The organism is Streptosporangium sp. NPDC001681, from assembly GCF_040298085.1.
In the GTDB taxonomy this organism is placed as follows: domain Bacteria; phylum Actinomycetota; class Actinomycetes; order Streptosporangiales; family Streptosporangiaceae; genus Streptosporangium.
This window is the reverse complement of record NZ_JBEOZN010000047.1, coordinates 14,848-28,696: the sequence shown is the minus strand read 5'-3', so window position 1 is coordinate 28,696 and position 13,849 is coordinate 14,848. Positions and strand designations below refer to the sequence as shown.

Here is a 13,849-nt window from a genome sequence, read left to right as displayed (position 1 = left end):
TGCTTCTACGGCCGGGTCGACTCCTAGGTGAACTAAGTCAACGGATAGGCTGCCGGGAGACCTCCATAGGGAAGCCACGATGCCTTCCTACCTGGGCAATCGTGCCTTCCCATGGTGGGGATCGTCACTGTCCTGTCCCCTATTCGGAGACACAATGCCTCATTCTGTCGACCCGTCCGTCTCCGTCACCCTGGCGGAGATAGCCAGGATCGCCGGTGTCGGGCGCGCGGCCGTCAGTAACTGGCGCCGTCGCCACGACAGCTTTCCCGCGCCGGTCGGCGGCACGGACACCAGCCCGCAGTTCGCGCTGTCCCAGGTGGAGGAGTGGCTGAGGCGGCAGGGGAAGCTTGATGAGGTCGGCGACAGGGAACGGCTGTGGCCGGAGTTCGAGGCACTCGGGGACCGCGACGCGATGGGAACGGCGATCGCCGTGGCCGGTGCCCGGCTCGTCCGGGAGGAGACGGGCTCCTCAGGCACCGTTTCCCCTACCCGGCCCGGCTCGGCGGAGGAGTTCCCGGACAGCACCGGCCTCTCCGAGGCTCAACGGTCCCTGGTGGAACGCGCGGTCGGCCTGGCGAGGAAACACGGGGCACGGGAGACCTTCGACTTCCTGCTCGGCCGCTGGCTCGACACCCACGTCCGGCAGATCGGCGTCACACCACGCCCGCTGGCGACCCTGATGGCCAAGGTCGCCGAGCTGTCGCGCGACGACGAGGTCGGTGACGTCGGCACCGTGCTCGACCCCGCGTGCGGCACCGGCGGTCTGCTGCTCGCCGCCGCCCGGCAGTGGGCCGGCAAGGGGGGCGCGCACACCCCGGGCATCCCGCTGAAACTACTCGGCCAGGACGTCGACCCGACCCAGGCGGCGCTGGCCGCCGTACGAATCCTGCTCGCCGGGCATCCGTCGGGGCATGAGACCGGGCGGGAGGTGGACATCCGAGCCGGGAACACGCTGCGCGCCGACCCCCATCCCGGTGTCCGTGCCCACGTGGTGCTGTGCAACCCACCGTTCAACGAGCGCGACTGGGGATACGAGGAACTCGCCACCGATGCCCGCTGGACGTACGGCCTGCCTCCCCGCACCGAACCGGAGCTGGCCTGGGCACAGCACGCACTTAGCCGCCTGGCGCCCGGCGGGACGGCGGTGCTGCTGTTGCCGCCCGGCGTCGCCTCCCGCAGGGCGGGGCGCCGAATCAGGGCAGGACTGCTCCGTACCGGCGTACTGCGCGCGGTGATCGCCTTGCCACCGGGGGCCGCACCCCCGCACAGCGTCGCGCTGCACCTGTGGGTCCTGCGAGCACCGGCCGAAGACGGAACGAGGCCGGGTGCCGGGGTACTCCTGGTCGATGCGGCCGATATGCAGCCGGAGCTGTCAGGAGGGACTCAGAGGACCGGCAGGGCGGCTATCGACTGGCCTCTCCTGCACAGGCGCGTGGTTTCGGCCATCCGAGCGGAAGACGGGGGTAGGGACCTGCCGGCCGGTCACACCGTGGTTCCGGTGATCGACCTTCTGGACGACGAGGTGGACCTCACCCCGGCGCGGCACATCCCGAAGGCGGTGGCCTCCGCGGACCTGGGCCTGCGGCGCTCGTGGAACCGGTTCGGCACCCTGCTCCACGAACTGCGGGATCTGACCGCGGCCCTGTCCGCGCTCGAACTGAGCGGCGAGGAACCGGCGGGTCAGGGCACGGTGACCGTGGGGGACCTGGTCAGGGCGGGTGCGATGACGCTGCGGGCCGGGCAGCAACCGGCGGACGGCGCGGTGCGCACCGGTGACGCCCCCGATGACGCCGTGCCCTTGCTGACCGTCACCGACGTGCTGGTCGGAGGAAGACCGTCCGGCTGGCTACCTGGGCGCGAGGCCTGGGCGGGTGAGACGGCGGGCACCCTCACCGTGACCGTCCCGGAGGAGGTGGTGGTCGTCGGGGCCTACCGGGCGTTCGGCGCCTGGGTCGACACCGATGCCCCCACGGTGCTGGGCTCGCAACTGTTCGCCCTTCGGGTGGATCCGGCACTGCTCGACCCGTGGTTCCTGGCCGGTTGCCTGCGGGCCCCGGCCAACGCGAGGCAGGCGGGAACCCACGCCTCGACATCCTCCCGCATCGATGTCCGCAGGCTGCAGGTACTACGGCTTCCTCTCGAGGAGCAGCGCCGCTACGGCGAGGCCTTCCGGCGACTCACCGTCTTTGAAAGGTCGTTGCGGGAGGCAGGGACGATCGGCAGGGAACTGGTCAACGGGCTGACCGACGGTATCGCCGCCGGAAGGCTTCCGGGAATCCTGGCATGATCTCCACCGGAAACTTCCCGGAACAGGACGCGAGCGATCGCCCGGCCGGTCTTGGCGTCGCGTGATCGGAGGCGGGTGACACCCGTACCCACGCACTTCCCCGGGTGACCGCTCATCTGACGAGGATCACGCTCCGCGGCGCCTGATCGGCGCGAGGATCTCGTTCACCTCCGTCTCCCGGCGCAGCTCGGACAGCTCGACACCGAGATCCTCGCAGAGGACGACGACCGGCTCGGCGAGTTCGGTGGGCAGCGCGACGACCTCGCCCACCACGTCGCGCAGGCCGTCCAGCGCGGCGTCGATCTCTCCGGACGGGATGCGGCACTCGGCGACCCTGAGCAGGGCGACGAGCCTCTCGGCCCGGGCCGCCGGATCGGACGCCCGGCCGAGGTCGTCGGCCTGCTGCCGGTAGAGGTCACCGGCTCGGCCGCAGTCTCCCGCGATACGCAGGCTGTCGGCGCACGCCCTCCGCGCCCTCCGGACCAGCGGGTCGGCACCGAAATCACGCCGCGCGGCGGGAAGTATCTCGGCGAGGCGCTCGGTGGCGGGTCCGGCCCGCCCCTCGGCCAACTCCTCACCGACCTCGGCCAGGACCTCCTCGACGTTGCGACGACTCACCCAGGTGGCCGCGCGGCGTGAGCGAGCGGCCCGCGGTGTTGCCGGGGGCTGGCGTACGGCAGCGGCGGGAGATCCGTCCGGCGCCCTGAACCCGAGCGTCGGGTCGGGGTCGACCCGGGGGTCGGGAGCCGCCTCTCCCGGGACGGGAAGGTAGGGCTTCAGCACCTTCAGCACGGCATGGATATCAGAGGGCCGGTCGCCGGGGTTCTTGGCCAGAAGCCGCAGGATGATCTCGGCAATGTCGTCCGGTACCCAGGGGGCGAACTCGTGGACCGACGGCGGGGCGCTCTCCAGGTGCTGGCTGACGATGCTCAGCCCTGTCTCGGTCCCGAACGGCTGCCGACCGGTGAACAGCTCGTGGATCACGCACCCATAGGCGTACAGGTCGGTGTGCAGGGTGAGTCTTTCCTCCCTGATCTGCTCGGGCGCCATGTATCCCTTGCTGCCGACCGTCGTTCCCTGTGCCGTGTAGCGGGTGACACCGGGGCGCAAGGGCAGGGCGATCCCGAAGTCGATGAGAACGACGGTGCCGTCGCGGTCGATGACCACGTTGTGCGGCTTGAGATCGCGGTGGACCAACTGGGCGGCGTGCGCGCAGGCGAGGGCGTCGGCGATCTGGTAGGCGATCGCGATCACCACGGACCGCGCGAACGGCCACTGGGTCTCCAGGAACCGGTGGAGCGACTTGCCCTTCACCAGCCGCATCGCGATGTAGGGGCGGTCTCCGTGGGTGCCTCTGCCGTACAACTCCGGGATGCCCCGGTGTCTCAGGCCGGCCAGCACCTCCCCCTCCCGCCGGAATCGACCGTGTAGTTCCGTCCGGCCCTGGTGCATGTTCTCGGTGTCGAACCAGTGGCCAACGAGGTCCCGGACGGGGCGGACGACCTTGACGGCGACCTCGTGGCCGTCCTGCGTGTCGTAGGCCTCCCAGACCTCGGCCATACCGCCCTGGCCAAGAAGCCTCTCCAGCCGATAGCGGCTGTCCAGCATGTCCCCAGGCTCCATGTCCACCTTCCGACCGGCGTTCACACCCGTCTCGCAAATCGCCCATGTCGCCTTCTGTAACGACGGAAGCAGTGTAGCGTGAACTTTAGAGGCGAGAGTTCATCACTTGACTTAGTTCACAGTAGATGCTCTCCTGAGACCACTCACTGCCGCTCCGCCACAGGAGCCCCACTCATATGCCGCGATCGAACAGAGGGGTTCAGATGACCGCCTGGGTTCCCCCCTTGGGCACCGCCGGCGATGGCTCACTCGTGCGCACCGGGCTGCCCTCGGCACGGGAAGACACCCGGGACTGCCCCGTCGCCGTAGCGGTCAAGGCCCGTCCCTGGATCCGGGCCGCTCCCGGGTCGCCACGCCGCTACGAGCGGCTGCAGGGCTTCACCCTGAAACCGCTGATGGACATGCTCGACCTCATTGAACATCAGGGAGTGACGGTCACGCAGGCGATGGAGGACCTTCGCCGAACCCGTGGCACCTTCGACCGGAAAGGCCGCCCTCCCGCCCATCCCGGACTGGTCGAGTGGACCGCCGTCGCGGCGTCCCGCTATCTGGCCGCCCGCGCGGCCGAGGAGGCCGAAGGGGCCGCGCGCACCCACCCCGTCCGGGACGAGTGGGTGACAGGGCAGGTTCTCAGGTCACCCGACCATCGCGGCGCGACGCGCTACGAGCAGACCGCCTGGGGACGCCGGTACGCCTCCTCCGACGGAAGTGTCCGCGAACTGTGGCTGCTGTCCTTCGGCACCGTCAACGAGGAACGTTCCAAGGCGGAGCTGGCGGCCGCGGCCCACACCGTCGCCTTCGGCGTCCCGAGCACGGCGGAATACGGCGAGCCCTACAGACCGACGGAAGGGCTGCCCGCCGCTCGTACGACCCGTCCCCGGCGAGTTCGGGTCGTGGGCGTCGGCTGTGGCGACGGCAGCAGCGCCGTCTTGATCGACTGGGACGTGGAGGAGGTCCGCGAACGCTATGCCGAGCATGCCGTACCCGCCCTGGGCCGGGCGGTGGACGGCGCCGAGCACGTTCCCGGCTCCAGCTGTGTCGGGTGCAAGGCGCTGAACGGATGTACGGCGCTGCACAGGGCTCCCGGCGTGCTGGCCCTCTCTCCCGGCAGACCGCGCCCACGGCGCAGCGTGTCCGCCAGCGACCTGCGAGCCCACCACGAGTGCCCGGCCCGCTTCCATCTCACCCGGCAGCTGAAGCTGAGGTCCCCGCGTCCGGAGAGTGCCGCAATCCTGAGAGGGCGTGCCGTAGACGCCTGGTTGAACGAGCGGCATGCCGCCCTTCCCGCCCAGGGATGCCGGCACGTGACGTGCCCCGAGGACCCGGGCGACTGGTCCGCCGGAGGACACGTCCTCAGCGGCGACGAGGCCAGAGCGGGGGCGCGCATGATCGCCGAGCACGCGGCCCTGTGCCCGCTCGACGGGCTCGGCCCCGGCGAGCAGGTGCGCGTACAGCCGCAGCTGACCTGCTACGACCCCGAACTCGACGTCGTCGTCATCGCCACCCCCGACCTCCTGCACACACGCGGAGGCGGGTGGATCTGGCGGGAGACGAAGACTGCGGGCAACCATCTGTGGGAGGGAAGGCCCCTGATGCGCACCTACCCCCAGCTCGCCCTCGCCGTTCTCATGATGGCCTCCGGGGTGCTCGGCGGGGACATGCGCCGGTCCCGGATCGAACTGGAAATGCTCTACCCGGACGACGGGGGCCTGGAGGAACTGGACCCCGGACTCCCCTCCGTCGTCGACGAGGCTCGCGCGGTTGTCGCTGAGATGGCCGGTCCCTGGCTGCGGGACACCTCCTACCCCCCGAACCCCGGTCGGCACTGCGTCGGCTGCGAGGCCCTCGACTGGTGCCGCCCCGGTCGCGAGCACCTCGGCACGCCGCCTGCTTTCTCCCGCTGAGAACACCGGCCCCAGACAGGCCTTCACCCGATCCGCCGAACGCCCTTCTCCGAGGAACCCCATCAGGAGGCCGTCCCATGCCATCGTCCCAGCCTTCCGCCTCCCTCGCGGACTGGTCCACGCACTCCGGTGTCACGCTTCTGCACACGATCGCGACGGCCGTGGTCCAGCTCGCGGAGATCACCGACCTCGAGGCGTTCGCTCTTCCCTATCCCGCTGAGGCGCAACGCGCCCTGGACCGTACGGTGCTCGCCTGCCTCTTGAAGGAAGCCCGCCCACCCCGGAGCCTGCCGGAACTCCTCGCCTGGTGTCGCACCCGCCCGATCGAGGACTGGCCGCTGGACCTGCCCCAGGACGCCTTCGGCCCTGACGACCTCCTCATCGATCCCGACTCCGCCAAGCCCACCCAGCTGTGCCACGAGTGGTGGATCCGCGCCCGTGACAGCGCGGCGGGGCAGTACGACCGCACGGTGATCCACACCGCGATGCGGCTCTGCCGCGAGAGTGAGGCCCCCGAGTCCTACACCGCCTTCCGCCGACTGCTGGTGGAACGTCCCGTCCTCACCGGCAACGACATGTTCGAGGTCGCCACGGATCTCTACCTGGATCCGGTCAGGGAGCTCGTCGAGCAGATATATCACCGCGTCCCCGACAGTTTCTGCAGCGACGAAGCGTACGTCACGTGTGCCCGCTGCCTGACCCTGCTCGTCCCCCTCACCGACGGCGGCTGGTGGTGCGAGCGCGACCGCTGCCGGCGGCAGGGGCAGCCCCCGCCGGGACGGACACTGCGCGCCGACGAGATCGGCACGCTGTGGCAACTCAGCCGGCCGCTGCGGCAGTTCGTCACCGGCCCCGGCCGGGCGGAGGCCGACCTGGAAAGGGAACTGCGGGCCCTGCGCCTCCCGGTCGAGATGTGGCCCGGTTTCGACGCCTACGACCTGCGGATCACCTTCCCCGACGGCTGGGTCTGGGCGGTCGACGTCAAGGACTGGGCCCACCCGGGCCTTCTCGGGCAGGCCGCGACCGAGGTCCGGCAGCAGCCGCCGTACGACGAGGCGTGCTGGGTGGTCCCCCGGTACCGCGTCGATGCCCGCCCGGACTATCTGGAGGTGTACGCCCGCAACCGCGCGCACGCGGCGGGCGGCCTCCCCCTGCTCACCGATCGGCGGCTGGTCGCGGCCGCGCGTGCCCGGCTGCGCGGCGACACCGGCCCCGCCGCCCGCCTCGTGCAGGAGAACGGCGACACACCCACGAACGGAGCCTTCGATGCGTGACACGGATAGCTGGTACCAACCCCTCGTCTCCGACATCTCGGGATTTCTGCCCCGGGAGCAGGGCGGGATCAAAGCGTCCCTGCTGTTCCAGGTGGAGCTCGGCCTCCGGCTCATGGAACGCCTCGATCCCAAGCGGCCCGCCAACGGCGTATGGGTGCTCCTCGGCGGGTACCCGTTCGCCCGCGCCGGCGGCCTCGCCACCACCGAGGACGAGGAAAGGCTGCTCGTCTCCGCCCGCCACCTGCTGTGGACCCTGCGCCGCCGCCGGATGTGGCTGCAGTCCCTGGAGGCGTATCAGGAAGTGCCGGAGCGGCTGCGCGGTTACCGCCTGCCGTCGGCGGACGCTCCCGCCCGGCGAGTGGAGCCCTCCGTCGCAGCCGGTCGCTTCGCAACGTATGACGCCGTATTGGAGGGTACGCCCGGTTTCGCCCGGCGCAAGCTGACCCTCGCGAGTCCCGGCTCGCACCGTTTCGTCGAGCGCCGTCGGCACACATCCGTCACCCTGCCCGAGTCACCACGCCCGGCGCCCGCTCCGGGCCACGACCTCACCGCGAAGGTGACCTGGGAAGAGCGGCCTCTGCATGTGCCTCTTGCGGAACTCGCGGACACCGCACGCTGGATGGACGACAGCGAACGACAACTCGGCCGACGTCCCGGTGACTGGGAGCGGCGCCTCACCGTCTTGGAGCTGGACACGCGCACCGACGACGGCCTGAGGTTCGCCCCCGCCGAGGTGCTCAGCCTCGACGGGATACTGCACCTGGTCGGCATGGTCGGAGCGGGCAAGAGCACCTTGATGTCGCTGATCGCGGTCTGGGCCGCGAGACAGGGAATGCGGACCACCCTGGTGGTCGGCGACGTCGCCGAGCAGCTCACGCTGACCGCCCTCTTCCGCGATCTCGGCCTGGACGCGGCCCCCGTGCTGGGCACCACCACCCGGGAGACCCACGTGCAGCGGCTGCACCGTCGCCTCGCCGCCCGCACTCCCGGATCCCTGTTGACCCACGACGACCCGGGATTCGACGACCTGAGCACCGTCTGCGTCGTGGACGCTCTGCGCGGCAACGAGGCCGTCGAACCGCTCCGTTACGCAGACGCCCCGTGCACCCGTCTCCATCCCGCCCGCAAGACACCGGAGCCCGCCGCCAGCCGGATACTGCCTGACCTCTACCCGATCGGCGAGCCGATCCGGAGCGAGGAGCCTCCGGACGCGCTCGGCCCGGTACACGGCTGCCCGATCTGGAGTGCCTGCCCCCGGCACAGCGCCGCCCGGGAACTGGTCGACGCGCTGATCTGGGTGGCGAACCCCGCCAGCCTGGTGCAGAGTCCCGTGCCGAACCACCTCAACGAGGAACGGCTGCGTTATCTGGAGCTGGCCTGTCTGCGCAGCGACATCGTGATCGTGGACGAGGCCGACCGGGTGCAGATGCAGTTGGACACCATGTTCGCCCCGTCGGCGACCCTGGTGACCAGGGGGCCGGAGTCCTGGCTCGACAAGTTGCACACCCACAAGATCGACGAGTTGGCCCGGCAAGGGAGACTGCCGCTGTCCGAGCGTGACGTCGAACGCTGGGCCGTCTCGCTCGACGTGGTGAGCGCCGCCACCAACCGGCTGTACGCCATGCTGATGAGTGACGAGGACCTGCGTACCTGGGCCGACATCGAGTACTTCAGCGCCTGGACCCTGCAGGAGAAACTGATCGCCGCCTGGTATCCGACTCCCGGCGAGACCTCCGGAACCACACTCCTCGCCGACGACGTGCCCGACGAGGCGATCCTCTACGAGGACGAAGAAAAACTCGCGCGAGCCGAAGCAGAACAACGGCCGGCCCCGCAGGAAACCTTCCCCTGGGCCGACCGTAGGCAGGAGGTGACCTCCGTCTTCGACACCTTCCGCGACGACCCGCTCGGCGACCGAGGCCCCTACGGAACGGACACCGACCGCCTCATCCAGGCCACCCACGACCTGCTGCACACCTTGAACGAGAAGGGCACGCGGCAGCGGGTGCGCGGGGTCCTGGACCTACTCCTCAAAGGCTCCCCGCTACTCGACGGCTCCGTGCCGCCGCCTGTCCGCCGGCACAACGGCGAACCCGACCCGGCCGACATCCCCGGCAGCCCCCCCTGGTACGACCGCACCACCAAGCGGCTGGAATTCACCCTCCTGCTCGCCGCGCTGCACCAGCGTCTCGACCGGCTCACCTTCCTGTGGCCGCAGGTGGAGGCCGCGCTCAACCTCGACTTGACCGACAACGAACTCTCCAGGCGTCCACCGCTCGACTATGCCCCCATCGTCCCCGAAGCCCCGATGGGCAATGTCATCGGTTTCCAATATCTCCCCGAGGAGCAGGATCACGACCCCGAGGGCCGCCGCAGCGGCACCCTGCGGTTCTTCCGCTGCGCCGGGGTCGGCCGGGAGCTGCTGCTGTCGCTGCCCAGCCTGGGCGCCGTCCCCTCCACCGGGCGCCCGGGGCCCCACGTGCTGCTGATGTCGGGCACCAGTTGGGCGGGCACGTCCACGCGCGCCCACATTCTGGCCCCCGTCAAGGCGGTGCTCAAGCCGGATCCCCGTGCTCTCGATGCCATCCGGGACACCGTCTTTCGCACGCACTTCCTCTACGACGACGACAACACTCCGCTGAGCTTGTCCGGTCAGAACCAGACCGTGCGACCGGCGGTGCTGCGCCGGATGATCGCGTGCCTGGGCCGTCCCGGCCGGGGTGGGGTGCCCAGCCCGCTCGAACAGGAGCTCTCCCTGATCGGCGACGACGGCCGTCGCAGGGCCCTGCTGTTGGTCGGCAGTTACCGGGAGGCGAACGCCGCCGCCGACGCCCTGCAGGAAACGGAGCGCTGGCGCGGCCGGGTCCGGGTGCTCGCCGCCGACGACGCCGACCTGGAACAGGCCGTGCGAGACGGGGGGCTCGGCTCCGACGGTCGCACCCACGCCGCCGCCATACGCCGTGGAGACCTGGCATCCTTCGCCGAGGACCCGGACGCCGAGCTTCTGGTCGCCCCACTGATGGCGATCGAACGCGGCCACAACATCCTCAACGCGCAGCGCACCGCCGCCTTCGGGACCGTGCTGTTCCTCGCCCGTCCGCATCCGCGCCCCGACGACCTGTCCCTGGCCATCTTCGCGATCAACGACTGGGTGACCCGCTTCGTCCGTGACCATCCCGACCTTAAAGGGGCCACCTTCGGCGAGCTGATGGCCAGGGCCGATGGCCTCGACGCGGCAGGCCTCGCGTTCCGCCACGAGGCCCGTCGTGAGTGGCGACGGCTGCTCTCCCGCCGTTACGTCTACTCCCGGCTCGGCCCCGAGGAGAGGCGGTCCTTCGCCTGGGACCAGCTAGTGGCGATCTGGCAGGTCATTGGGCGCCTGGTGCGCGGCGGCGTCCCGGCCAGGGTGGTCTTCGTGGACGCCAGGTTCGCCCCGCGGTACGCGGCGGCGACCGCACCGGGAGTCGGCACGGCGCGAACCGCTCGTCTCAGCGGCCCTGGCGACGGCCTGCTGGCCGAGCTGCGGGCCGTTCTCGCCCCCTATTTCGCCACCGATGCCGACCCCGGCCTCTTCGCCGACCCGGCGGACCCCGCCCTCGTCCAGATGCTCTACCGACCGCTCTACGACGCGCTCCGCGGCATGACCGCCGGGCCGGCACGTCCCTGACAAGCCCTCACCCCCAGGAGCCCCGATGGGATTCACCTACAACGAGATTCGCCGCGCCGCCTACCTCCTCGCCCCCGGCGCCGCCCCGCTGACCGCCCGGTACCGTGCCCTGCCCTTCCCCGAGCAGTGGCGCGACAGCCTGCTCGCGCTGTGCGACGCCGGCCGGGACGCCGAGGCGGAACCGTACCGTACCGTTCCCACCTACCGTATGGACGGCGTGCTGCAGAGCCTCGCCCCCGACCTGGTGGTGCGGGGGCGAGGCTCGGAGAAGCACGGCGAAGAGAAGGATTTCTGGCTGTACGCCCCCGCCGACATCCCCCACCCGCTGCCGGACGCGGCGTTCGAGCGGCTGCTCACCGCCTGGGTGCGTAATCTGCGCCCGGAACCGGAACACCGCGGGCGGGTCGTCGAGACCCTCGCCGAACTACGCGCCGACCCGCCGCGCTGGGGTGAGGTGGATGTGGACCTGCTCGGCTGCGACACCACCGACGGAGGCACCGCGCTCCCGTTCGGCAGGCAGTTCCAGCTCGCCACCGACCATCTGGCGCGCCGCGTCCTCTCCCTGGAGCCCTACGACACGGGAGCCGGCTTGCTGAGGTTCAGGGCCGTTCCGCGCGGCCCTCGGCAGCAGGGTGCGGAGCTGATGTCGCAACCTCTGCCGCACGAGGTCAAGAACCGCACCTGGTGGTTCTCAGTCGTCATCAACATCTCGCTGCACACCGCCCCGTTCTCGCCGCACCTCCGGCTGCACGTCCACACAGGCCTGAGGCGGTGGGCCACCCACCCCGCCGCGAACGGCCGCCTCCACCTGCCCTTCCGCCGCGACACCTCGGTCTACTTGCGCCCGACCGTGCCCTGGCTTCCCGGAACACCCACCAGTGAGCGTTACGCCGTGGCCCGGCTCACCTGGGACCGCACCGAGCGAGCCCATGACTGGCGCGAGACGAGCCCCGCCGGAATCCTGCGGGGCATCGCCCTCGGGCAGCCCTTCCCCGACCCCGCAGAGCTGCTCACCGAACCCGAACGGTGGATCGGCGAGGGGCCCGGCGTGCGCGCCGCCGTGGTGCACAGCAACCACATGGGCCAGCACGGCGTCAAAGCCGGCCTGATGTCCCATCAGCGCTCACAGATCGTCGAGTGGGCCGAACAGGCGCTTCCCGAAGGGCTGACGCGCGCCCCCGACCTGAGGCGCAGCAGGATCTCCCCCAACACGCCCGCCAACCCGCGGCCCAAGCCGCAGGGGAACGCCAAAAAGGCCGAGGAGGTGCGGACCGCCCATGCCCGCCGCGCCGCACTCGCGGTCGCCGTACGAGCCATCTCGGACGAGGAAACGGCGTCCACCGGCGTCCCGGTCATGGAGGCCCGTCTCCTGTGGCAGACCGCCACCATGCGCGACACGGCCATCGCGGCCCTCGCCGAGGTGCTCGCCCTGGACGGGGACGGCGGCGCTCCCGTGGCCGAGGCCTTCGACACGGCCAAGCCCGGAGTCCCGGTTCTCCTCCGCTGGGAAACTCCCGAACTCGCCATCCTGCTGCGGTGCCTGCCGTTGTCGGGAGGTCTCGCCGACTCCCTCGACATCGACCCGACGCCCCGCGGCAGAAGGCGGGCTCTCGCCGCGGCCATCACCGCCCGCCGCGCCGCCGTCACCAACTTCCTGATTGCCGACGGCGCCGACCCGGAAGCCGCCGCCCTCGCCCTGGTCGAGATCGACCGGCGGATCGACTTCCGGACGCCTCTCCACGATCCCAAGTTCGCGCTGCGGCTGGGTTGCGCCGACGCCGGGGTGGTCACCCAGTTCACCGCCGTCCCTCGAAAGGCCAGGGGCTACAACTCCGAGAAGAACGCGGCGTACCGCGCCCGTTCGGCCTGGCTGGACGGACTCCGCCAGCTCGGCGTGCGGGTCGTACCCGAGCACACGCTGGGGGATCGGCTGCCCGCCGACCTCCACTACGCGGCCGTGTGGATGGTGAAGCGCCGTGCCGACGGCCCCACCCGGGTGGCCAGGCACACCCCCGTCACCGTCCTGGTCGGTCCTTCGGATCCGGGATCGGGCCAGACCGTGATCCGCGGCTGGGACCCGGAACAGCGCGTCTGGATCCCCTATCCGAAGTTCCTGCTACGACTGACCAGGATCGCCGAGCTCCCCGACGCGCTGGACGAGATCGACGAGGGCTACGCGCCCGGCATGGAGACACCCCTGTCGCCGCCGTCCACCGACGGGCAACCGTACCCCCGCGTCACCTTTCAGGAGCGACAGCACAAGAGAGAGGAACAGCGCGCGAAGACCGCCCGCTACCTGCAGAAGATGCTCCGCTCCCTGCACGGGCGTCCCACACTGTTGCTCGCCCACTCCCAGAACGGCAGGGCGCACTGGCCCTGGCTCCAGGACGGTCAGGTCATAGCGGACCTGATCAGAACGGGCCACGCGTCGGCTGGCCGGCTCGACCCCGATCTGCGGCTGGTCAGGGTACGTGACGCGAGCGGGCGCGAAACGCCCCAGTGGTGGGGGATCGGCAACCCCTCCGGGGTCAACGGCCTTGCCGCGGGTCTGTGGACCGAGACCTCTAATTCGCGGGTCTTCTACAGCACCACCGACAAGGCCGGAACCTTCCGCGCCTCCGCAGTGGAGGCCGACAAGCTCGCCCCTCGTGCCCTGCGGATGGGAAAGCGCAAGGGTGAGCTGACCATCGACACCGAGATCCCCGCTTGGAACCCCGCTCTCATGGAGGTCGCCGTTCTGGGCTGCCACCCGGCCTCCCTCGGTGAGGAAGGAGACACTCCCGAGGCCCTGGCCATGACCGTCCATCAATTGCGCCAGGCGGCCGACTATCTCGACGCCCTGTCCCTACCGCTTCCTTTGCATCTGGCTGCACTCGCCCAGGAGTACGTGCTTCCCACCATCGCGGAGGAAGATGACGGATCCGACGACCCCGTCACCACTGACGATCTGGGGTAGGGAACGTGTTTCCCGGTCGCGGGCGGCGCGCGCTGGCGCTGCCCGACCGGCGGTCCTGGCCCACGCTTTCGATCCGGCGGCGGCCATGGAGTCGCTCTGGGCCGAACTCGACCGCCGAGGCATCTCACCGGGCCTGAC

At 70.6% G+C, this 13,849-nt stretch carries 6 protein-coding genes; 5 read left to right on the top strand and 1 reads right to left on the bottom strand.

Going from position 1 to position 13,849, the window contains the following annotated elements; all coding sequences use genetic code 11:
• The first annotated feature begins 154 nt into the window (after nucleotides 1-154).
• Complete coding sequence (locus ABT130_RS22070; protein ID WP_350957876.1) at nucleotides 155-2,287, top strand: N-6 DNA methylase; 2,133 nt, start codon at nucleotides 155-157, stop codon at nucleotides 2,285-2,287.
• 126 nt (nucleotides 2,288-2,413) lie between these two features.
• Here ABT130_RS22070 and ABT130_RS22065 read toward each other — a convergent pair whose 3' ends face one another.
• The gene (locus tag ABT130_RS22065; RefSeq protein ID WP_350957874.1) at nucleotides 2,414-3,910 is read right to left on the bottom strand and encodes a serine/threonine protein kinase; all 1,497 of its coding nucleotides are present in this window, start codon (nucleotides 3,908-3,910) and stop codon (nucleotides 2,414-2,416) included.
• A gap of 203 nt (nucleotides 3,911-4,113) precedes the next feature.
• Here ABT130_RS22065 and ABT130_RS22060 point away from each other — a divergent pair, with 203 nt between their 5' ends.
• The 4 genes from ABT130_RS22060 (at nucleotide 4,114) to ABT130_RS22045 (ending at nucleotide 13,711) form a co-directional block, all read left to right on the top strand.
• Nucleotides 4,114-5,814, top strand: a complete 1,701-nt coding sequence (locus tag ABT130_RS22060) for a PD-(D/E)XK nuclease family protein (protein ID WP_350957872.1) — start codon at nucleotides 4,114-4,116, stop codon at nucleotides 5,812-5,814.
• A 77-nt stretch (nucleotides 5,815-5,891) separates the two neighbouring features.
• On the top strand, nucleotides 5,892-7,088 hold the full coding sequence (locus ABT130_RS22055; protein WP_350957869.1) for a pPIWI_RE_Y domain-containing protein: 1,197 nt from the start codon (nucleotides 5,892-5,894) through the stop codon (nucleotides 7,086-7,088).
• Nucleotides 7,081-10,755: a pPIWI_RE_Z domain-containing protein gene (locus ABT130_RS22050; RefSeq protein ID WP_350957866.1), complete on the top strand. Its 3,675-nt coding sequence runs from the start codon at nucleotides 7,081-7,083 to the stop codon at nucleotides 10,753-10,755. The genes ABT130_RS22055 and ABT130_RS22050 overlap by 8 nt, the downstream gene beginning before the upstream one ends.
• 25 nt (nucleotides 10,756-10,780) lie before the next feature.
• Nucleotides 10,781-13,711 carry a pPIWI_RE module domain-containing protein gene (locus ABT130_RS22045; protein WP_350957864.1) on the top strand — a complete coding sequence of 977 codons (2,931 nt, stop codon included), beginning with the start codon at nucleotides 10,781-10,783 and terminating at the stop codon, nucleotides 13,709-13,711.
• Nucleotides 13,712-13,849: the final 138 nt, after the last annotated feature.

Excerpts from the sequence above, each read along its gene's own strand:
- ABT130_RS22070 (WP_350957876.1), top strand. The coding sequence starts at position 155 with ATGCCTCATTCTGTCGACCCGTCCGTCTCCGTCACCCTGGCGGAGATA.
- ABT130_RS22065 (WP_350957874.1), bottom strand. The coding sequence starts at position 3,910 with ATGGAGCCTGGGGACATGCTGGACAGCCGCTATCGGCTGGAGAGGCTT.
- ABT130_RS22060 (WP_350957872.1), top strand. The coding sequence starts at position 4,114 with ATGACCGCCTGGGTTCCCCCCTTGGGCACCGCCGGCGATGGCTCACTC.
- ABT130_RS22055 (WP_350957869.1), top strand. The coding sequence starts at position 5,892 with ATGCCATCGTCCCAGCCTTCCGCCTCCCTCGCGGACTGGTCCACGCAC.
- ABT130_RS22050 (WP_350957866.1), top strand. The coding sequence starts at position 7,081 with ATGCGTGACACGGATAGCTGGTACCAACCCCTCGTCTCCGACATCTCG.
- ABT130_RS22045 (WP_350957864.1), top strand. The coding sequence starts at position 10,781 with ATGGGATTCACCTACAACGAGATTCGCCGCGCCGCCTACCTCCTCGCC.